The sequence below is a fragment of the Marseilla massiliensis genome, from assembly GCF_016899955.1.
GTDB classification, from domain to species: domain Bacteria; phylum Bacteroidota; class Bacteroidia; order Bacteroidales; family Bacteroidaceae; genus Prevotella; species Prevotella intestinigallinarum.
In genome coordinates this window covers 194,288-215,909 of sequence record NZ_JACJJL010000002.1, presented here as the reverse complement: position 1 = coordinate 215,909, position 21,622 = coordinate 194,288, and the positions used below count along the sequence as shown (strand labels likewise).

Genomic DNA, 21,622 nt, shown 5'->3' with positions numbered 1-21,622 from the left:
GGGTATAACACAATGGAATTAGACGCACTGACAGCTATATCGCCCATTGACGGCCGCTACCGCGGGAAGACGGAGCCGCTGGCCGCCTATTTCTCAGAATATGCGCTCATCCGCTACAGGGTGCGCGTCGAAATAGAATACTTCATCGCCCTGTGCGAGTTGCCGCTGCCCCAGCTGGCCACTTTCGACCACGGCCTTTTCGGCCGCCTGCGCGCCATCTATGCCGACTTCTCGGAGGCCGATGCGCGCCGCGTCAAGGAAATAGAGAAGGTGACAAACCACGATGTTAAGGCAGTGGAATACTTCATCAAGGAGCAGCTCGACAAGATTGGCGGGCTCGACGCCTACAAGGAGTTCATCCACTTCGGGCTCACCTCGCAAGACATCAACAACACCAGCGTGCCGCTGTCGGTAAAGGACGCCCTGGCCGACGTGTACTATCCGCTCGTCGAGGAGCTCATAGCCCAGTTGCGCCAATACGCCGATGAGTGGAAAGACGTGCCCATGCTGGCCAAGACCCACGGCCAGCCCGCCTCGCCCACAAGGCTTGGCAAGGAGATAATGGTGTTCGTCTACAGGCTCGAGCAGCAGCTGGCCTCGCTCAAGGCCGTGCCCCTGACGGCCAAGTTCGGCGGCGCCACTGGCAACTACAACGCCCACCACGTGGCCTATCCGCAGTACGACTGGAAGCAGTTTGGCGACAGCTTCGTGGCCGGTAAGCTCGGGCTGGCGCGCGAGCAGTACACCACCCAGATAAGCAACTACGACTGGCTCGGGGCCGTGTTCGATGCCATGAGGCGCATCAACACCATAGTCATCGACCTCGACCGCGACTTCTGGATGTACATCTCGATGGAGTATTTCAAGCAGAAGATAAAGGCCGGCGAGGTGGGGTCGAGCGCCATGCCGCACAAGGTCAACCCCATAGACTACGAGAACAGCGAGGGCAACCTCGGCGTGGCCAACGCCCTGTTGCAGTTCCTCGCCCGTAAGCTGCCCGTGAGCCGCCTGCAGCGCGACCTCACCGACTCCACTGTGCTGCGCAACGTCGGCGTGCCCATGGGGCATAGCGTCATCGCTTTCGAGAGCACACTGAAGGGATTGCGCAAGCTGATACTCAATGAGGCCAAGCTGAAAGAAGACCTCGACAACACGTGGGCTGTGGTGGCCGAGGCCATACAGACCGTGCTCAGGCGCGAGGCCTACCCCCATCCATACGAAGCCCTCAAGGCGCTGACACGCACCAATGCCGCCATCACCGAGGAGTCCATACACGACTTCATCGGCGGGCTGGACGTCAGCGACAGCGTCAAGGCCGAGCTCATGGCCATAACGCCATACAACTATACGGGCATCTGAACACACCGATCAGTGCGAAGGCCTCCGCACGGCGGCCGGCACAAGCATAGAGAGAATGAACAATGGCGGTTTACCCCGCCGCATGTAACCAACAACAAAGGCCGTGAGGCCGGGCTTAATAAACAATTTTATCATTATGGAATTAGAAAACGAGAAGAAACAGGAAGAGAAGTCTGCAGAGCAGAGTGCCGGAAGCCGTGAGGGCTATCAGGCGGCAGGGCAGTCGGGTGACTATCCCAAGTTCCGCGCGCCGGGGCGTTCCCCGCGTCCGCGCATCCATACGCAGCGCCCTTACAACCAGGAGCGCGGCGGCTACAGCAGCAAGAACAGCAATGACGAAGGCGGATTCCGCCCCGAGGGCTTCGGCGCCGGATTGCAGTCGAGCCCCGCAAGGCAGCAGTACCGTCCCCGTTATGGCAACAACGATAACAACAAAGGCTACCGCCCGCGCTACAACGCCGGCCAGGCCCAGGGCGAGGAAGGCTACCAGCAGCGCCCGTCATACGGCAACCGCGGAGGCTACCAGCAGGGTGGCGGCTACAACAACCGCCAGGGCGGTTACCAGCAGCGCGGCAACTACGGCGGAGGCAACCGCCAGGGTGGCTACCAGCAGCGCGGCAACTACGGAGGCAACCGCCCCGGAGGATACCAGCAGAACTACAACAACGAGGGCGAGGGCTACGGAAACTACCGCCAGGGCGGCTACCAGCAGCGCGGCGGATACAACGCCGGCGGCCGGCAGGGCTATGGCAACAACCGACAGGGGGGCTACCAGCAGCGTGGCGGCTACAACAACCGCCAGGGCGGCTTCCGCCAGCAAGGCGGGGGCTTCGCGCCGAACCCCAAAGCCGGTTTCAAGAAGCGCATCGACTATAAGGACGACAGCATCGACCCCAACGAGCCCATGCGACTCAACAAGTACCTGGCAAATGCAGGTGTGTGCAGCCGCCGCGAGGCCGACGAATTCATACAGGCAGGTGTAGTGACGGTAAATGGCGCCGTGGTGACCGAGCTGGGCACCAAGGTGCTGCGGTCGGACGAGGTGAAGTTCCACGACCAGCCGGTGTCGCTTGAGAAGAAGGTCTACGTGCTGCTCAACAAGCCCAAGGACTATGTTACCACAAGCGACGACCCGCAGCAGCGCAAGACCGTGATGGACCTTGTGAAGAACGCTTGCCCCGAGCGCATCTATCCCGTGGGCAGGCTCGACCGCAATACCACTGGCGTGCTGCTGCTCACCAACGACGGCGACATGGCCAGCAAGCTCACACACCCCAAGTTCCTCAAGAAGAAAATATATCATGTGCATCTTGACAAGAACGTCACGGCACACGACTTGCAGCAGATACGCGACGGAATCACGCTCGAAGACGGCGAGATAAAGGCCGACGACGTGCAGTATGCCGACCCCGTGGACAAGAAGCAGGTGGGCATCGAGATTCACAGCGGCAAGAACCGCATCGTGCGCCGCATATTCGAGAAGCTCGGCTACAGGGTTACCAAGCTCGACCGCGTGCAGTTTGCCGGGTTGACAAAGAAGGGCCTGCGCCGTGGCGACTGGCGTTACCTCACCGAGGAAGAGGTTGTGCGCCTGCGCATGGGATCTTATGAATAAACCAATTATCAGGAAGTTACAATGCAAAGCATAAAAAGAACAAAAGTCGTGGATGTGCTGTCGCGCACAGACTTCGGCTCTTTGGTTAACGTCAGAGGGTGGGTGCGCACCCACCGAAGCAGCAAGGCAGTAGACTTCATCGCCCTGAACGACGGTTCCACCATAAAGAACGTGCAGATTGTGGTAGACCCTGCAGCGTTCGACCAGGAGCTGTTGAAGCAGGTGACAACGGGCGCCTGCATCTCTGTCAACGGCGAGCTCGTAGAGAGCCAGGGCGCCGGCCAGGCTGTCGAGCTGCAGTGCCGCGAGATCGAGATCTACGGTCTCTGCGGCAGCGATTACCCCATGCAGAAGAAGGGGCAGAGCTTTGAGTACATGCGTCAGTATGCCCACTTGCGCCTGCGCACCAACACCTTCGGTGCCGTGATGCGCATACGCCACAACATGGCCATCGCCATACACAAGTATTTCCATGACCATGGCTTCTTCTATTTCCACACCCCGTTCATCACCGCGAGCGATTGCGAGGGGGCGGGCCAGATGTTCCAGGTCACGACGAAGAACCTGTACGACCTCAAGAAGGGCGAGGACGGCAAGATAACTTACGACGACGACTTCTTCGGCAAGCAGACTTCGCTCACGGTGAGCGGCCAGCTCGAGGGCGAGCTCGGCGCCACGGCGCTCGGGGCCATATATACCTTCGGCCCGACGTTCCGCGCCGAGAACTCCAACACGCCGCGCCACCTGGCCGAGTTCTGGATGATTGAGCCCGAGGTGGCCTTCATCGACCAGGACGACCTGATGGACCTCGAGGAGGATTTCATAAAGTATTGCGTGCGCTGGGCGCTCGACAACTGCAAGGACGACCTCGAGTTCCTCAACAAGATGATAGACAAGACGCTCATAGAGCGCCTCAACTCGGTGCTGGGCGACACGTTTGTGCGCCTGTCGTACACCGAGGGAATAAAGATTCTGGAAGAGGCTGTGGCCGCAGGCCATAAGTTTGAGTTCCCGGTGAGCTGGGGCATGGACCTGGCCAGCGAGCATGAGCGCTTCCTTGTGGAAGAACATTTCCGCAAGCCGGTGATAATGCACGGTTACCCGAAGGAGATAAAAGCCTTCTACATGAAGATAAACGAAGACGGGAAGACCGTGCAGGGCACCGACGTGCTGTTCCCGCAGATTGGCGAAATCATCGGCGGCAGTGTGCGCGAGGAGAACTACGACAAGCTGCTCGGCGAGATACAGAGCCGCAACATACCAATGAAGGACATGTGGTGGTATCTCGACACGCGCAAGTACGGGTCGTGCCCCCACGGCGGATTCGGCTTGGGCTTCGAGCGCCTCATTCTCTTCGTGACCGGCATGCAGAACATACGCGACGTCATACCGTTCCCGCGTACGCCGAAGTCGGCCGAGTTCTGACAGTTGGCCTGCGCCGCATCGTAGCCCCGCCGCCATGGCCACGGCCGACGGCATAGGGGCCATGCGGCTGCCGGCGGGTGCCTGTTGGAGGCTGGCGTCCGAGAGGCATGGAAAGCATGTCGTGGCAGGCGCCTTGGCGGCCGGCAGCCGGTTGCCGCACAGCCGCATTGGCGTGAAACGGCCTTTCCCGGGCAGCGGCATGCGCTGTGTCGGCTGCCAAGACGGGCCGTCCCGACGTGCAGGACGGTCCGTCTTTCAATCAGGCCCGCATTCAGCTGTTGTGCAATCCGGCCTGTAGCCCGGCCTTTATCGGCCGCCACGGGTCACCTTCCGGTGGCCTGCAAGTATTCGCGTTTCTTTATTTCATATTTCGCCCTGGCCTCCACATAGCTGTCGCAGCTTTGCCTGTAGATGGCCTGGGCGTCGAGCAGCTCGCTCATTGTGGCGGTGCCCGCCCTGTAGTAGTCTTGGTTTAGGCGCAGGTTCTCGTCTGCCTGCTCTATCGAGCTTCTTGCAATGCCTATCTGCCTGTAGGCCTCGTTGAGCTCGTCCCAGGCGCCCTGCATCCTTATCATCAGCAGCTGGCTCTGGTCGTTGAGCTGAATCTCAGAGTTGGCCACGGCCTTTTTCTGTTTCCTTATGTCGTGGCTGCCGGCCCACCAGTCAGACAGCGGCACGCTGACCGTGGCAAACCCCATCCAGAACGGCTTGTCGCGGTCGGTCAGGTTGTCGTACATATACCCACCGCCCACGGCCACCGTCGGCAGCCTCTTGCCTGTTGCCATCTTCCGCTCGAGCTTCGAGGCCGCCAGTTGTGCCTGCAGCAGTCCGTATTCGGGCGTGGCCGACAAGGCTGCTGCAGGGTCGGCGTAGAGAGCGTCGGGCGCCGCTGCCACCGTGTCGGTGGCGGCGTTGAAGGCCACGTCGATGCTGTCGGCCGGCGTCAGCCCGATGTATTGAGCCAGCAGTCGTTTCGACAGGGCCAGGTTGTTGGCCACGGTAAGCCTCGTGCTGGCCATCTCGTTGCGCCTGAGCCTCACCTGCAGCAAGTCGTTGCGGGTGCAAACACCGGCCCTTACCGATGCTTCGACGTCTTTGTCGAGGCGTTCCAGCTGCCTCTCTACGGTAGCGATGGTGCGCAGCTTCTCTTTCAGCACCGCCACTTGCCAGTAATAGCTCTCGGCCGTGAGCCTCACCTCGTTTTCGGCCTGGCGGTTCATGAGCCCGTATTTCTCGACGTTCACCTTGGCCAGCCTGTTGGCGTTGGCAATCTGTCCGCCGGCGAATACCGGCTGCGTGGCCGTCACCCCGCCCACGATGCCGTTTTTCATCATCGACATTCCCATGCCCGGTGCGATGTCGAGGCTTATCATTCCCTTGTCGGCCATGAAGCCCGCGCCCGATGCGTTTACCGTGGGGAAGTAGTGGGTGAGGGCCTCTTTGCGCCCCTCGCGCGCCATGTCCAGTTCGTTGGCGGCCCTTTTTGTGCGCGCATTGTTGCCCAGCGCCATTTCCACGCAACTCTCGGGCGTGAGCCTGTTTTGTGCCGCCATAGTGCCGGCCTGCCCCCACGCCGTTATCGTGGCGGCGGCCATGAGCAGTCTGTATGCAGTTTTCATTGTCATTACCATTAATGTTTATTGTTGTATAAAGATTGAGCCAATCCGCCGTGAGGCATCAGCCCCGGCGTCACATCGACTCCAGCTCAAGGGCTTTGGCGCGCCGTTTGGTAGAGCCGCGGAAGCAGATGTAGTATGCCACGGGCAGCACCGTGAGCAGCAACACCATGGTTATCAGTGTGCCGTAGCAAATCACGGTGCCCATTGGCATCCAAAGCCCGCTCTTGCCAAGTATCATCGGTATCACCCCCATCGACGCCGCGGCCGACGTCAGGAATATGGGTCGCATCCTGCGGCGTGCCGACTGGTAGATGGCATCGCGCACGTGCATGTGCTCTTTGGCCCTGAGCTCTTCGGCATAGTCGAACATTATGATGCCGTTGCGCACGATGATGCCCATCAGTGCCACGATGCCGAGGAAGCAAGTCACGCCGAAGTCGACGCCCTGGATGATCACACCGAGCGACGTTCCGAACAGGCACAGCAGCATAGAGGCAAACAGCAGCAGCGACGGGCCTACCTTCTTGAAGTGGGCTATGAGCACGAAGAGTATCACCACGGCCGCTATGCCCAGTCCGGCGAGTATGGGCGGAATCTTCTCGTTGGTGTCTTCCACGTCGCCTCCGGGTGCCACCGTGGTGCCGGCCGAGAGGTTCAGCGTGGGCAGCAGCTCGGTTATGCGCTGCATCTGCTCCATGCCGTTCTCGCCGCGGCGCAGGTCGGCCATCACCGTAATGGTGTACACGCCGTTGCGGCGCACCATCCGGCCCTCCTGCCACGCGGGCGTCACGGTGGCCACCTGCCTCAGCGGCACGTCGCCGAGCCCTCCGGCCACCGGTATGGGCTCGTTGCCCAGGTCGCGCGGCAGGGCGCTGTCGGCGTGTTCGCCCTTTATCACCACGTTCTGGTCGTAGTCGCCGTTCCACACCTTGGCCACCGGCAGTCCGTCGCCGTAGCGCAGTGCCAGCGTGGTCTCCACGGTGGTGTTGCTCACCCCGAGGCGTGCGGCCTCGTCTTCCTTCAGCTTCACCATTGCCGTGGGCAGCGGTTCGTCGTTGTCAGAGTGTGCCAGCGTCAGCTCGGGCATGGCGCGCATCATCGCCAGCAGCTTGCCGGCATCGGTGCGCAGCGAGTCCCAGTCGTTGCCGCTGAGCCTGAACTCCACCGGGTAGACGGCTTCGCTGTAGCTCAGCTGCTTGAACCTGACGAGCGCATCGGGGAAGGCCGCATGGCAGCGTGGCGTGTATTCGTCGAGCAGTTCGATGGTTTCGTCCACCCCCGTGGTGTTCACAATGAACTGGGCGTAGTTGGTTCCGCCTATCTGCGGGGCGTAGCTGTTTTGGAACCGTGGCGAAGAGCATCCCTTGAACGATGCCACCGACACCACGCGCGGGTCGCGTCGCAGTATGTGCTCCAGGCTGTCGGCCACCCTTGCCGTGCGTTCGATGGCCGCCCCCGACGGCAGGTATATCTCCACGGCAAACTGGTTGCGGTCGGCCGTGGGCATCATCTGCTGTGGCAATGTGTCTATGAGCATGATGCCGGCAACGGCGGTGGCCAGTCCGGCGGCCACCGTGGCCTTTGGCCAGCGGAAGCAGAAGCCTATGAGCCGGTTGTAGTGGCGCTGCAGCAGGTCGAGCACCGAGAACGACTTCTGCCCGTGCTGCATCGGCTTGCGTATGAACCAGAACTGCAAGAACGGTACGAGCAGCGTGGCAACCAGCAGCGACACGCCCAGCACGGCGGTGATGGCCCACGGGAAAGTGAGCAGGAAGTCGTGTATCATTCCCGTCGTTGTGAAGAGGAACGGGAAGAAAGTGATGCTTATGGCGAGCGTTGCCGAGAGTATGGACTTGAAGAAATGGGTGGTGCTCTCTATCGAGGCATGCCAGCGCGACATGCCCTCGCCAATCTTCTCGAGGTAGTTGTCGATGATGACGATAGAGTTGTCGACAATCATGCCGAGCGTCAGCACGAGCACGGCCAGCGTCACCGTGTTCAGCTCGAAGTTGAAACAGTAGAGCAGGCCCAGCGATATGAATATGGTGATGGGTATGGTCGAGGCGGCCACCAGCGCCACCCTTGGCGGCAGCAGCAGCATTACCACTATGACGACAGCCACGATGTCTATGGCCAGTTCGCGCAGGAAGGTGGCCACACTGTCGCTTACCACCCGGCTTTGGTCGGTGATGCGGTAGATGCCCACATCGGAAGGCAGCTCCGACCTGAACTCTTCGGTGGCCCTGTTGACGTCGTTGCCCATCTTGACAATGTCCTGCCCTTTCTTCATCTCTACCGACAGCAGCAGGCATTTCTTGCCGTTGTATGTTATGTAACTGTCGGCCTTGGGGTATTCCCTGGCCACCCTGGCCACGTCTTTCAGCCTTACTATGTTGCCCTTCGGGTCGGCGTAGACAACCATTTGCTCGACGTCGCGCACAGCGTTGAGCGACCGTGCCACGTAGACGGGCTGCACCTGCACGTCGGTCTGCAGCCGGCCGCCGCTCGTGGCAAAGCCCTTCTGCATCAGCTTGGCGGCGAGCATGCGGTCGGACAGGCCGTATTTCGTCAGCCTTGCGTTGTCTACATATACCGAAATCTGCTCTTTCTGCATGCCGCTGACCGTCATCCGCCCCACAGACGGGATTAGCCTGAGCCGGTCTTGCAGCCTATCCATGTATTCGTTGAGCTCGCGGTAGGTCTTGTCGTCGCTCTCCATGGCAATGAGCAGCGCCGAGGTGTCGCCGAAGTCGTCGAGCACCTGCAGGGCGAGCACGTTGTCGGGCAGCTGCGACTTGAACGTTGCCACTCCGTGCTTGAACTTGCTCCAGAAGGCGTCCTTGTCGTTTATGTCGTCGTTGAGCTGCACTTGGATGTACACTATGCCGTCGCGGCTCTGCGAGAAAGTCTTCTCTTTCTTCACCTCCTTGTAGCTGAAGATGTACTCTTCGAGGGGTTTGGCCACCTGCTCGGCCATCTCCCGGGCGCTGTTGCCGGGCGCCACGGCCACCACCATGCCCTGCCTTATGGTGAAGTCGGGGAATTCGTTCTTGCGCATCTGCGGCAGGCTGTAGATGCCGAAGGCCATGAGGCAGCACGTCAGCAATATTATGATCTGCCTGTAGTGCATGGCCCATTCAACGAAATTACGCTTTTTGTTTTCCATCATGTATTGCTTTTTGTCGTAGAGTGGTGCAGTTGTCAAATTGTCTTAACCTTTGTGCCGTTGCACACCTTCTGGCTTCCCTCGACGATGACGCGCTCGCCGGCTTTCAGCCCCGACGTCACCGTCACCCCGTCGCCCACGTATTCGCCGCAGTTGATGTCGCGCCGGGCAGCCTTGCCGTCGCTTACCACCCATACAAACGTTTTGTTGCGCTCGTCAATCTGCACTATTCCTGCCGGCACCACCGGGTAGCCCGTTGCGCCGCGGCTGCTTAGCGTAACGCTGACCACCATGCCCGGCAGCAGCCGGCTGTCGGCGTTGTCCACCTTGAGCCTCACGTCGTACGAGCGCGACAGGGCATTGGCGGTGACGCCTTTCTCGGTGACGGTGGCCCGGTAGCTCTTGCCTCCGAGGGCGGCCACGTCGATGCGGCCCTTGTCGCCGACATTTATCTGCCCTATTTCGGCCTCGGGCACCGACATGCGCACCTGCTGCCTGCCGGCCGACACGAGCCGGGCCACGGGCGTGCCGGGCATCACGTTCCGGCCCGCATCGGCCATCTTGGCGGCTATCACGCCGCCGAACGGGGCCGTGAGCCGGCAGTCGGCCAGCTGCTTGCGCGCTGCCTGTTCGGCAGCCCGGGCCTGCCTGAGGCTGCTCTGCGCCTCAACCCATTTCATTTCGGGCAGGCTGCCGCTGTCGTGCAGCTGCCTCATGCGCCCGAAGGCGTCGTCGGCCCGTGCCAGGGCGGCCAGGGCGGCCTCGTGGGTGCTGCGTGCCGTTGTGGCGTCGAGGGTGGCTATGAGCTGCCCCTTGGCCACCCTGTCGCCCATGTTCACCCTGATTGAGCTCACAGTGCCCATGGTGGCAAAGCTCAGGTCGGTGCCGTTGGCCTCTTCCACCGTGCCTTGGTATTCGTCGGGGGCATACCCCGTGGGGGCCGCCACGGCCATGGTCTTCACACATACCGGCCCGCCGGCTGCGCTCTCTCCTTGCCCGGCGTCGTTGCAGGCGCCCGCCAGCAGTGCTGCGGAGAGTAGCAATGGATAGCATTTCTTGTTCATATTTTTCATTGCGTTGGTTGGTTTGTTTGGGCTGCAAAAATGTGCCAATAGTGTGATATATGTCGCCGGGCTTGTTCCTCAATAGTGTTTAATTTTTCCATATCAGAGCAAATGAGGTAAAATTAGACACTAATATAGCATTGTAAAACACGGCTTTGTGGTAAAATATGACTTATTTTGCATCCGGATAGGAGAAGAAATAATGAACACAGACAAAGTTTCGGAAATGCTGAACAACAGGAAATTGAGCGAGAAGGCAGCCTATAGTGACGAGGGGGTGGCCCTGTTTGAGAGCACAGACAGGATGACCACCGTGAGGAACGTCAACATCGACGCCCTGCTGCTGAGCCTGTGCCAGAGTGGCCACGCCACACTGACCATCGATGGCGTTGAGCACGAAGTGTCGACATACGACTTGCTGGTGTGCCTGCCGGGCATGACCATATCGCGGAGCGAGACCAGCGGCGACATCTGCGGGTGCTGCATCTGCATGTCGAAGGACTATGTGCAGCAGCTGTCGCAGATGAACAGCGGCGACTTGTGGAACGCGATACTCTTTCTGAGCAAGAATCCGGTGCTGAGGCTCGAGCCGTCTGAGGCGCAGTCGTTCAAGATGTACTATGACATAATAAAGGCCAAGATAAACCGCCAAGACCGCCGTTACGGCAAGAAACTGGTTGAAACCCTGTTCCAGGCCTGCCTATACGATTTTTACGGGCTGCTCGAGCGTTTCCTCGACCCGCAGCAACGGCCGCGCCATTCGGCCGAGAAGGTGTTCCGCGACTTCATCGGCCTGCTGTCGTCTACATATCCTCGGCCGCGCAGTGTGGCCTTCTATGCCGACAAACTGTGCATCACGCCCAAGTATCTTTCGGCCGTATGCAAGCAGGTGAGCGGCATGACGGCCCTGAAACTGATAAGCAATTTCGTGTCGAACGACATACTTAGGCTGCTCAACGACACCGACAAGAGCATGAAGGAGATATGCAACGAGCTGGGCTTCCCCAACCCTTCGTTTTTCGGTACTTATGTGCGAAAGACGCTGGGCATGTCGCCCCGCCAGTACAGGGAGCGCCGCAAGTGACGTGGCGCCGGGCCCTCGGCATGCAATCTTGCCGTTCTTGATGGCCGGGCAGGGATGAAGGGGCGCCGGGCCACGCCGAACGGCCTGTACCGAGATGCCATACGGCCCGTCTTGCATTGCAAGACGGGCCGTATGGCGCAATGGTATCTGTGGTTGTCGCCCTCTGCTGCCTGCCGGCAGGTGGCAGCCGCCCCGGGGCCGCTTGGCTTGCCGGCCCGCATAGGGCGCAGTGGCCTGACTGCCGGCTGTGGCGCGAGGGCTGCGGCGTGCTGCGGCCCGGCCCTCCGGGTGTCGCCGGGTGTCAGTCGGCGCTGTCGCCCCCGCCGGTCACTATTTTCTTGATAAAGCGTGCCGGGTTGCCGCCAACCACAGTCATTGGCGGCACATCGTGCGTCACCACGCTGTTGGCCCCCACTATAGAGCCGTAGCCGATGGTCACCCCGGGCAGCACCGTTGCCCCGATGCCTATCCACACCTTGTCTTCAATGACGATGGGGCGGCCGTAGGTGGCGCTCCGGTTGGCCGGGTCGGAGTCGTGGTTGATGGTAATCAGGTTTACCTTTGGGGCTATGAACACGCCGTTGCCGAGCGTTATGCCACCGCGGTCGAAGAACGTGCAGCCCTGCTGAATCCAGCAGTTCTTGCCTATTCTGATGTTTTTGCCATAGTCGACATAGAATGGCGGGAGCAGCGTTACGCTTGGGTCTACCTCGCGCCCGGTGATGCGCGAGAGGTATGAGCGCACCTCGTCGGGCGTGTGGTAGCCCTCGTTCAGTTCGTATGCCGTCTTCATGGTGTCGAAAATGGCGCCGATTAGCCGGTCGTAGCCCGGTTCGAGGGGCGACACCATAGCCCCCGAGAGGTCTTTCTCGAAGATGTCTGTTGTTGTGTTTTCTTTCTCTGTTGCCATTGTCATGAGCCTTTTGTTTGTTTGCGCCGGCAAAATTAGCAATTTTGGCGCCTCCCGCCGGTAGACGCATTACTTGTGTTTGTATAGATATAACAGAATCGGTGGCGCCAGCCTGCGCCACCGTTCCCGTCCATGCCCGCCGTCGCCGCTGGCCGGGCCGGGCGTGGCGGCGTTGTTCAGTGTGTTGGGGTATTCATCTCGGTCAGTGTATTTTCAGTGTGCCTATATATCTTGTCACGCTCAGGTCGCTGTCGTCGTAAATGGGGCTCCGGCCCGTGTCGAGTAGCGATATGGCCTCCATCTCGACGTCGGAGAGCGTGAAGTCGAGTATGCTGATGTTCTCCTCCATGCGCTCCCGGCGCACGCTCTTGGGTATGACGGCTATTCCCCGCTGGTTGAGCCAGCGCAGCACTACCTGCGCCGTGGTCTTGCCGTGGTTGGTGGCAATGGCCTTCAGCTTCGGGTTGTTGAAGATGTCGCGCTGGCCTTCGGCGAATGGAGCCCACGCCTCGTGCTGTATTCCCTCGCCCTTGAGGAACTTGTTTGAAGCTTTCTGCTGGAAAAGCGGGTTTGTCTCAATCTGGTTGACGGCCGGTTTCACCTCGTTGTGCAAGAAGAGGTCTTGCAGCCTCTCGTCAGAGAAGCTCGTCACGCCGATGGCCCTTATGCGCCCCTCCTTGTATAGTCGCTCGGCTGCGCGCCACGCCGCATAGTAATTGCCGTATGGCTTGTGCAGCAGCCACAGGTCGAGATAGTCGGTCTGCAGACTGTCCATCGACGCGTCGAAGGCTCTCAGGGCGTCGTCATACTCGTAGTCTTGCACCCACAGCTTTGTGGTTACGAACAGCTGGCTGCGCGGCACGCCGCAACGGCGTATGGCGTTGCCCACTTCGCGCTCGTTGAAGTAAGAGGCTGCGGTGTCAATCATGCGGTAGCCCACCTCGATGGCGTCGGTTACGGCCTGTTCTGTTTGCTCACGTGGAATTTGGTAGACGCCGAAGCCTATGGCCGGCATAGTCACCCCGTTGTTCAGTCTTGTTTCTTTCATCGTCGGATGTATTTATGTTTTCATGGCAAAGTTACTGTGTTCAGGGCAAACGGGCGTTATGAAAAGCGGCTCGAAATTTTCACTTTTCGTGGTTTTGGCGTATCTTTGCAGCCTGCAGGCAGCGCTCGGCACCCGGGGGGCAAGCCCACATGGAGCCCGTTTGCGTTGCTTTTGCATAAAACATAAAGACAAAGTTGGAATGGGATTGGCAGAAGATGAGGAAATGGCCGGCATCGAGTTTGTAGACATTGCCGGCGGCTATGACCCCAGGCTGGGCCAAGGGCGGGTGCTGCACATGCTTTGCCTGGGCGGGGGCATGAGCTTTTCGTTTGGCGGGGTGGCCTATAACGTAGGTGCCGGCGACTATGTCATAATGCCCGACACGTCGTTTGCCTCGCCCATCAGCGCCTCGGCCGACTGCAATTGCATGGCCATGAGCCTGTCGGAGGCGTTTGTGGCCTCGATGGCCCTGCGCAGCAATTACGGCTTGGTGGGCCACCTGTCGCTGCTGCAGAATCCGGTCATGCGGCTTACCGAGGCGCAGTGCCGCACCTGTTGCGAGGTGATGGGTCTGCTGGCAGACAGGGTTGGGCGGCCCGGCCACCTGTTTCGCAAAGAGATGATGGGCCACCTGCTCATGGTGCACATACTCGACCTGTATGACATTCACGCCCGCAGCAACAGCCTTCAGCAGCCCATGGAGCGTGCGGCCTTGATTGTGCGCGACTTCATATCGATGCTTTACGATGGTGGCCCGACGGCCCGCAATGGCGTTGCCGCCTATGCCTCGCGCCTTTGCGTCACTCCCCACTACCTCACCGAGGTGTGCCGCAGTGTCAGTGGCAGGCCGGCCTCATACTGGATAGAGCGCTTTGCCATGCGCGAGGTGGTGATGCTGCTGGCCCGTCGCGACCTTACACTCACGTCGATAGCCGAGCGCCTGGGCTTCTTGTCGTTGTCTTATTTCAGCCGTTATGTGCGTTCACGCCTCGGCATCACCCCGTCGGAGTATCGCTCCGGGCGCTTTTAGCCTTGTGGCTCCCGGCGTGTGCCGCAATGCCACAGCCCCGGTTGGCGGCGGCATGCGGTTGGATGGCTTTGCCGCCCCGCCTGTGGCGCCCGCCCGGGCCGTTGCGGCCGTAGCGCCTTCCGTGCGCAATGGTGGCGTTTGGCGTGGCGGGCAGCAATCCTGTGTGTTCATCGGGTGGGCTTGGTTTGGGCGGCATCATAATACGCAATCAAGCCCCAAGTCATCGGAACCGAGACTTAGGGCTTGACAGGGTGCGCCTGATAGGACTCGAACCTACACGTCGCGAGACACCAGATCCTAAGTCTGGCGCGTCTACCAATTCCGCCACAAGCGCATTTTAGCGGTGCAAAGTTAAGAATAATTTGCTTAAATTGCAAATATATCCCGGCTTTTTTATTCTTTTAGCAGGTTGCGGGCGAATTCTATAATGGTGTCGATGCCTTTGTCGAAATCATCGTCAGTGATAGACACCTTATAGTCGGGGGCTATGCCAAACTCGGTTGTATGGCCCTCGGTGTCGTACATAGGGCAGGCCGAGAAGCGCACTGCCCACCCGTTGGGCAGCGAGTTGTTGAACGGCAGGCCGGCCCCGCCGCCGGTGCTGTCGCCCACTATTGTCACCGAAGGCATGCACGCCATGTATTTCACAAACTCGTTGGCGGCGCTGTAGACGCTCCTGTTGGTGAGCACACAAACCTTTTTCTGCCACCTCATGTTTGACGAAGGCTCAATCCATTGTTCCTCCTTCTCTGAAAAGTCGTTGTGGCCCGGCCCTGTCTTATGGCAGATATAGCCCACGTGCACAGCCTCGTTGGTGAAGCGCGCCGCCAGTTTCTCGGCGTTTGTCAGGTTGCCTCCGCCGTTGTTGCGTATGTCTATTATCAGGCCGTTGCACAGCATCAGCCTGTTGATTACTTCGTCAAGGTTGCCTTCGCCGATGGCGTCGCTGAAGCTTTCGTAGTATATGTAGCCGATGTTGTCGTCGAGAACGCGGTATGTTATGCCCGACGCTATCTGGTAGTCTGTGCCGAGGTAGCGCCGTTGCAGCGTGTCGCTGAAGTTCGAGGGATAGTCTTCTTTCCAGCTCCAATAGCGCGCGAAGTCTGCCGCCCGCGACAGGTTGACGTGGCCGTCGCGCAGTTCCGACAGCATGTCGGCCATGACCTCGAACAGTTGGTCGGACGTCATGTTGTCGCTGATGCGCACCCTGTACTTGGCGTATACATCGTCCCAGTCGAGCCCGTATTCCTGTTTCTTGTAGTCGAAGAAGCAATAGTGCTCGTCGATTATTTTCCACAGGGCCTCGAAGTTGCCCGTGGGCGAGTCGTCGAACTCCTCTTCGTCGACGCACGAAGTGACCGTTGCAGCCATGGCAACGGCAATGATGACGTATGATATGAAGCGCTTCATGGGCGGTAGCTTATTAGTTTGAACCGCTTGACGAAGCCAATCATGAAGCGGTGGGAATAGACATGCGACTTCAGGTTGTTGACATCGGCCTGCAGGTAGTCGCCCAGATATCCGAAGCGGAGCGTAGTCCGGCGCCCGATGTTGACGTCGGCCATGAGCTGCTGCCTCAGGCATGGGGCGCTGACGAGCGTTGTGGGCACCACGTTGTGGTCGTAGTTGCCGCGCGAGAACAGCTCGTAGTAAGACTGCCCGTAGTTGGGGCTGAACATGACGCCTATGAGTGGCAGCTGCGCTTCGTAGCGTATGGCCATGCGGCATTTGCCGATCGAAAACCTGTAGGCGGCCGCCGCCGACGGCATGACGTTGAGGTGGAGCCGCGCCTGGGCCGGGTTGTTGCCGTTGCCCGTATTGTATATGAAGCCTATGTTGGCGTCGACCATTCCCCCGGCCATCAGTGTGAGCCTGTCGGCTGCCAGTTGCCAGCAGTGGTATCGCCCCCAGTAGAAGTTGTAAGAGCCCTCCAGCTGGCGCGACTGTCGGCTTCGGTCGCGCGTTGTCGATATGTTGGCCTGGTGCTGCATGGCCGTCAGCCAGCGGCTGCCCGGGCGCTGCCGCTCCACCGTGGCCAGGAAAGTGAACCCCGGCCCGGCAAAATGCTCTTGCGACAGATAGGTGTCGAGCACCTTTGTCCGGCCCGCGCCAACCATGTATGCGGCCGTTGTTATCCGTGCTGATGCCGTCGAGTCTGCCTCCTGGGCGGCTGAGCACAGCGGCAGGGCGGCCATGGCGGCCATGGCCATTCTAAAGATCTTCATCGTTGAAGAGGCTAAGTTGTCCGTTTATCTCGTCGATTACCTGCTGTTGCGACTTGCCGGCGTCGGGGTCAAGGTTTTCCTGCTGTTCGTCGTCGGTGTCGTCGTCGTCTGGCTGTTCTTCTGGTTCGGGAAACCGGGTGGGTTCCAGTTCGGTTATGCTTTCCACGTTCCAGGTGGTGATGCGCTTGCCCTTGGCCTTGAATCCCTTGACGGCAATGAACTGTTCGGCGTCAATCTCCATAGGCGGGCGGGTGGCGTCGTTGCCTCCGAAGGTCACCTGCAGCCGCGGGAAGGCCACGTCTGTGAGCAGCACCTGGCGGCTGTTGGGGTTGTCGCCCAGGTAGTTCTGCTTCCGCTTGGTGGCTTCCATGTAGAAACGCTTGACGTATGGGTAGCCCTCGTTGTCGGCATCGTAGAGCACAGCCGTCCATACCTTGTGCGGGTCGAACTTCTCTATGCGTGCAATGTTGTCCTCATAGTGGTTGTTGGCGTCGAAGTTGGTGGCATAGAAGTCGCCCCCCTCGAGCACCACCAGTATCTGGTCGTCGTCGAGGAACTCGCCCAGCAGCCTTCCGTGGTCGTCATAGTTCAGCCGGTTTACGTCGGGGTCGTACCACACCTTGCGCCCTCCGAGCGTAGAGTGGCCGTGGCTCTTCAGCCCAATGCGGTGGATGGCTTTCTTCGTGAGCAGGTTGCCCTGTGCGGCGCGGCCCTTGATTGCAATCTTCGAGAAGTCGCGGTCGAAGAATATGTTGGTGCGCCGCTTCACCTCGGTTGGCTCGAGCGTTATCTTTATCACCTCGGCCTCGCCGTTGGGGTTGGCCGTGAAGTATACCACCTTTGAGCCCGGCGTGCCCTTGGTGAGGTCGTATTCGCGGTCGCGGGTCATGGCCGTCACGTTGAACCGCTTGATGTAGTAGGGGCCGTTGCGTCCGTCGCGGTATACCGTGTTGTATATGGTTCGCTTGTCGTTGCGCTTGAACACGCCCACGTGCAGTATGTTCTTGCCAACGAAAATCTTGTCGGCCACGCGCACAACCTTGTACTTGCCGTCTTTGTAGAACACGATTATGTCGTCGATGTCGGAGCAGTTGCACACAAACTCGTCTTTTTTCAGCCCCGTGCCGATGAAGCCTTCCTGCCGGTTGATGTACAGTTTCTCGTTTGCCTCGACCACCTTGGTGGCCTCGATGGTGTCGAAGTTGCGAATCTCCGTGAGCCTCGGGTGGTCTTTGCCATACTTTTCCTTGAGGAAGCGGAACCAGTTGGCCGTCACCTCGACCATGTTGGCCAGGTCGCGCTCTATCTGCTCTATCTCGGCCTTGAGGCGCGCCATGAGCTCGTCGGCCTTGTCTTTGTTGAACTTCAGTATGCGCTGCATCTTTATCTCGAGCAGGCGCAGTATGTCGTCGCGCGTCACCTCGCGCACCAGTTGCGGGTAGAAGGGCGTGAGCCGCTTGTCGATGTGCTCGCATACGGCGTCGACGTCGGGGGCCTCTTCAAACTTCTTGTCTTTGTAAATGCGCTCCTCGATGAATATCTTTTCGAGCGAACAGAAGTGCAGTTGCTCCAGCAGTTCGCCCCGTCGAATCTCCAGTTCGCGGCGCAGCAGGCCCATGGTGCGGTCTACCGAGCTGCGCAGCACGTCGCTCACGGTGAGGAACTGCGGCTTGTCGTCGGCAATGACACAGCAGTTGGGCGATATGCTCACCTCGCAGTCGGAGAAGGCATAGAGGGCGTCGAGCGTCTTGTCGGACGACACTCCCGGCGCGAGGTGAACCTGAATCTCTACCTCGGCGGCAGTGTTGTCGTCTACCTTGCGTGCCTTTATCTTTCCTTTCTCGATGGCCTTTAGTATAGAGTCGATGAGCGTGCTGGTGGTCTTGCCGTAGGGGATTTCGCGTATTACGAGCGTCTTGTTGTCGAGTTTCTCTATCTTTGCCCTCACCTTGAGCGTCCCGCCCCGCTGCCCGTCGTTGTATTTGCTCACGTCGATGCTGCCGCCCGTGGGGAAGTCGGGGTACAGGTTGAACTCCTCGCCGTGCAGGTAGCTCACGGCCGCGTCGCACAGCTCGTTGAAGTTGTGCGGCATTATCTTCGAGCTCAGGCCCACGGCAATGCCCTCTGCGCCCTGTGCCAGCAGCAGCGGAAACTTGACGGGCAGCGTTATCGGTTCGCGGTTGCGCCCGTCGTAGCTCAGCTGCCAGTCGGTGGTCTTGGGGTTGAACACCGTGTCGAGCGCGAATTTCGACAGCCTGGCCTCGATGTATCGTGGCGCGGCGGCCCGGTCGCCCGTCAGTATGTTGCCCCAGTTGCCCTGAGTGTCTACAAGCAAGTCTTTCTGTCCGAGCTGCACCAGGGCGTCGCCTATCGACGCGTCGCCGTGGGGGTGGAACTGCATGGTGTGGCCCACGATGTTGGCCACCTTGTTGTAGCGCCCGTCGTCCATTCGTTTCATCGAGTGCAGTATGCGCCGTTGCACGGGCTTCAGGCCGTCCTCGATGTGGGGGACGGCGCGCTCCAGTATAACGTACGAGGCATAGTCGAGAAACCAGTTCTGGTACATGCCGCTCAGGTGGTGCACCGCCGAGGCGTCAAACCTGTCTACGGGTTTGTAGTCGGAGTGCTTTGTGGGCTCTCCGTCGGTTTCGTTCTCGTCGTCGGTGTCGTCGGTGTGGTTGCAGGCCGCCGGCTTGGCGTCGGTCTCGTTGCTTGTGTTGTCAGTGCTGTTGGCGTTGGTTTCTTCGAGGGTGTCGTTGTCTTTTATTTCGTCGCTCATAAATTGTTGTTATCGCAAATTTGCCTCAAAGTTACTTATTTTTTCTGACTTCGGCAAGTTTTGCGCAGCAAAAGGTTTCGGCGGGCTTGTGCTCATGGCTTGCCGGCGGCTCTCGTGGTGGTTTTCGGGCCGCTGTTGCTGCCATTGCCTTATGCAAAGGCAAGGGTGGGCCGTTGCAGGCGGCCCGTGACCGGGAAGGTCATGAACCACGTCAGAGTCAATGCTCCCGAAGCCGCCAGCTGCATCCTTTTGTTTGGGTATGCGCCGCACCGGTTTGCAAGATGGCATGTATTGCGGGGTAAGGGGGGCCGTTCCATGTCTTGAGACGGCAGGTTTTGGAATGAAATGCGGCCCGTTGTGCAACCGGCTGAGTGCCAGGTTGTTGACCGGTGCCAACCTTGCGGCACGGCTCGGCATGAAAATGACTGCCGCTGCGGGTGGCTTTTGGGGAGGAAACAAAAATGGCCGCCCGGCAAGGGCGGCCATCCAAACATGAGTATCTGTTGAAAAATTAACCGATGCCAAGCCATTTTATTCGGACATCTTGTCTTTACCATCGCCTTGCGCGCTCTTCCGGGTTGTCTTCAAAGGCCTCGTCGGTAGCGTAGCAGGCTACGATACCTCTTCCGGCCTTACTAAGACATTCACCGAACTGCGCACAACCTGATGATAATTGATTATCAATAGCTACTTAACAAACAGAATTATTAAAATCATGAAGAGTCAATGGCGTTTCACGTATTTGCGGCCGTTGCTGATGTATATGCCGCCGGGCAGCTGGCCGCTGCTGCCACGCCGTTGGCCGCCGAGCGAATAGACGGGTCCGCCCGCGGCGGCGCCGGTTGTGATGGCGCTCATGGCTGCCGTGCCCTCGTCGGCGAAGTGGCCCTTCACGTACACCCGGTAGCCCTTGGCCTGCAGCTCAAACGTGTGGGTGGCGCCGAGGCTGACGGCCTTGCGGCCCGTGCCCCGGGCGATGGTCTCGCTGTCGAGCCACAGCCCGTATTCGCCGGCGGTGAGCCCGGATACGGTTGCGGCGGTGGCCGATGTGCCGAAGTTGAGCACCACCACGGCCTCGCTGTCGCCCTGCTTGCAGCTGTAGGCCAGCACCGATGTGTTGTTGTTCACCGTGAGCCAGCTGACGCTGTGGTTGTCGGCGGCGGCCTTGCCGTCGCGGAAGGCAGCCACCGAGTGTTTCAGGGCCGACAGCGTGCGTATGGTGTTGAGCATCTTGCTGTCGGTTTGCGCCCAGTCTATTTTTTCGTCGGTAAAGTAGTTTAGCGCCTGGTTGCCGCCCGTTTCCTGGCCGTTGTATACAAGGGGCATCCCCCAGACGGTGAAGTAGAGCACCGTGAGCGGGTAGCGGTTGTCGCCATACTTATGGGTGAGCGTCTTCTTCTTCTCGTTGTAGTTCTGGTCGTGGTTGGTAAGGTAGAGCATGCGCCCGAAGCCAATGCCGTCCTGGTGGGCCATCAGCGTGTTGGCAAAGGCCCTGGGGCGTGCGGCGGCGGTGCCGTTGCCGAAATTGGCCAGCTGGCTCTGGAACTGCCATGCGTAGTCGTAGTCGAAGCCGGCCGCCTTGAGGCGTGTGGCGTCGGCGGCAATGTCGGCCTCGCCAAGAAACGTGATGGCCTTGCCGGCCTTGCAGCCCTTTATCTCAGGTATGGCTTCCTGCCAATAGCTCACGGGAATCTCGCGGCTGCTGATGTAGTCGCACCGGTAGCCGTCGATGTCGGCCCGGTCTATCCAGAACTTCATGCATCCGGTCATGGCCTTGCGCAGTTCGCCGTTGCCGTAGTCCAGCTGATATACGTCGGCATAGTTGTTGGGATGCACAAAGCTGCCTCCCGACCTCTTGTAATACTCAGGGTGCTCGCCCACCCACCTCGCGTCGGTTGCCGTGTGGTTGGGCACCCAGTCGAGCCATACCTGCATGCCGAGGGCGTGGGCGGCCCCGACAAAGGCCTTCAGGTCGTCTATGGTGCCGTAGGCCGGGTTTACCTGTTGGAAATCGGTGGCGGCATAGGGGCTGTTGATGCCCCCGCCACGGGGGTAAATGGGCATTAGCCACACAATGTCGGCGCCTATGCGCTTCAACTCTTTGAGCCGGGCCTGTGCCGCGGCAAGGGTGCCTTCGGCGGTGAAGGCCCCCACGTTCATCTCATAGACCACATGCTGTCCGTCGGCGTGATGGCCGTTGTTGATGTCGTCCACATAGTCGGTTGCCATGGCGCGTGGCGCGGCCAGGCCCCAGCAGCACAGCAGCGCTGCAATCAGTCTTGACGTCTTTCCCATAGG

The 21,622-nt window shown here is 59.7% G+C and carries 14 protein-coding genes and 1 tRNA gene; 5 read left to right on the top strand and 10 right to left on the bottom strand.

Going from position 1 to position 21,622, the window contains the following annotated elements; genetic code table 11:
• The first annotated feature begins 12 nt into the window (after window positions 1-12).
• The 3 genes from purB to asnS all read left to right on the top strand — a co-directional run bounded on the left by purB (window position 13) and on the right by asnS (window position 4,399).
• Complete coding sequence (gene purB, locus H6B30_RS02050) at window positions 13-1,359, top strand: adenylosuccinate lyase (RefSeq protein WP_205107387.1); 1,347 nt, start codon at window positions 13-15, stop codon at window positions 1,357-1,359.
• Between the two features lie 136 nt (window positions 1,360-1,495).
• Window positions 1,496-2,974, top strand: coding sequence for a pseudouridine synthase (locus H6B30_RS02045; protein ID WP_205107385.1), 1,479 nt, complete (start codon window positions 1,496-1,498; stop codon window positions 2,972-2,974).
• Window positions 2,975-2,995: 21 nt separating this feature from the next.
• On the top strand, window positions 2,996-4,399 hold the full coding sequence (gene asnS, locus H6B30_RS02040) for an asparagine--tRNA ligase (RefSeq protein ID WP_205107383.1): 1,404 nt from the start codon (window positions 2,996-2,998) through the stop codon (window positions 4,397-4,399).
• A 323-nt stretch (window positions 4,400-4,722) separates the two neighbouring features.
• On the opposite strand, the gene H6B30_RS02035 is transcribed toward asnS, so the two are convergent.
• The 3 genes from H6B30_RS02035 to H6B30_RS02025 form a co-directional block, all read right to left on the bottom strand.
• Complete coding sequence (locus H6B30_RS02035; protein ID WP_239483442.1) at window positions 4,723-6,024, bottom strand: TolC family protein; 1,302 nt, start codon at window positions 6,022-6,024, stop codon at window positions 4,723-4,725.
• A 64-nt stretch (window positions 6,025-6,088) separates the two neighbouring features.
• On the bottom strand, window positions 6,089-9,184 hold the full coding sequence (locus H6B30_RS02030) for an efflux RND transporter permease subunit (RefSeq protein WP_205107493.1): 3,096 nt from the start codon (window positions 9,182-9,184) through the stop codon (window positions 6,089-6,091).
• A 35-nt stretch (window positions 9,185-9,219) separates the two neighbouring features.
• A complete protein-coding gene (locus tag H6B30_RS02025) occupies window positions 9,220-10,257 on the bottom strand; it encodes an efflux RND transporter periplasmic adaptor subunit (RefSeq protein ID WP_205107381.1) in 1,038 nt (345 codons plus the stop codon).
• A 193-nt stretch (window positions 10,258-10,450) separates the two neighbouring features.
• Here H6B30_RS02025 and H6B30_RS02020 point away from each other — a divergent pair, with 193 nt between their 5' ends.
• Complete coding sequence (locus H6B30_RS02020) at window positions 10,451-11,332, top strand: helix-turn-helix domain-containing protein (RefSeq protein WP_205107379.1); 882 nt, start codon at window positions 10,451-10,453, stop codon at window positions 11,330-11,332.
• Window positions 11,333-11,633: 301 nt separating this feature from the next.
• Here the strand turns inward: H6B30_RS02020 and H6B30_RS02015 are convergent, their stop codons facing one another.
• Complete coding sequence (locus tag H6B30_RS02015; protein WP_239483441.1) at window positions 11,634-12,248, bottom strand: sugar O-acetyltransferase; 615 nt, start codon at window positions 12,246-12,248, stop codon at window positions 11,634-11,636.
• 196 nt (window positions 12,249-12,444) lie between these two features.
• Window positions 12,445-13,290, bottom strand: coding sequence for an aldo/keto reductase (locus H6B30_RS02010; protein WP_205107377.1), 846 nt, complete (start codon window positions 13,288-13,290; stop codon window positions 12,445-12,447).
• A gap of 199 nt (window positions 13,291-13,489) precedes the next feature.
• On the opposite strand from H6B30_RS02010, the gene H6B30_RS02005 reads away from it, so the two are divergent.
• Window positions 13,490-14,320 (top strand): helix-turn-helix transcriptional regulator, encoded by an 831-nt coding sequence (locus H6B30_RS02005; RefSeq protein ID WP_205107376.1) that lies wholly within the window; start codon window positions 13,490-13,492, stop codon window positions 14,318-14,320.
• Between the two features lie 252 nt (window positions 14,321-14,572).
• Here H6B30_RS02005 and H6B30_RS02000 read toward each other — a convergent pair.
• The 5 genes from H6B30_RS02000 to H6B30_RS01980 form a co-directional block, all read right to left on the bottom strand.
• Window positions 14,573-14,654 (bottom strand) — tRNA-Leu (locus tag H6B30_RS02000).
• A gap of 59 nt (window positions 14,655-14,713) precedes the next feature.
• On the bottom strand, window positions 14,714-15,730 hold the full coding sequence (locus H6B30_RS01995) for a S41 family peptidase (RefSeq protein ID WP_205107374.1): 1,017 nt from the start codon (window positions 15,728-15,730) through the stop codon (window positions 14,714-14,716).
• On the bottom strand, window positions 15,727-16,545 hold the full coding sequence (locus H6B30_RS01990; RefSeq protein WP_239483440.1) for a DUF3316 domain-containing protein: 819 nt from the start codon (window positions 16,543-16,545) through the stop codon (window positions 15,727-15,729). The genes H6B30_RS01995 and H6B30_RS01990 overlap by 4 nt, the downstream gene beginning before the upstream one ends.
• Window positions 16,532-19,324: a DNA gyrase/topoisomerase IV subunit A gene (locus H6B30_RS01985; RefSeq protein ID WP_205107372.1), complete on the bottom strand. Its 2,793-nt coding sequence runs from the start codon at window positions 19,322-19,324 to the stop codon at window positions 16,532-16,534. The genes H6B30_RS01990 and H6B30_RS01985 overlap by 14 nt, the downstream gene beginning before the upstream one ends.
• A 723-nt stretch (window positions 19,325-20,047) precedes the next feature.
• A complete protein-coding gene (locus H6B30_RS01980; RefSeq protein ID WP_205107371.1) occupies window positions 20,048-21,619 on the bottom strand; it encodes an alpha-amylase family glycosyl hydrolase in 1,572 nt (523 codons plus the stop codon).
• Window positions 21,620-21,622 lie beyond the last annotated feature (3 nt).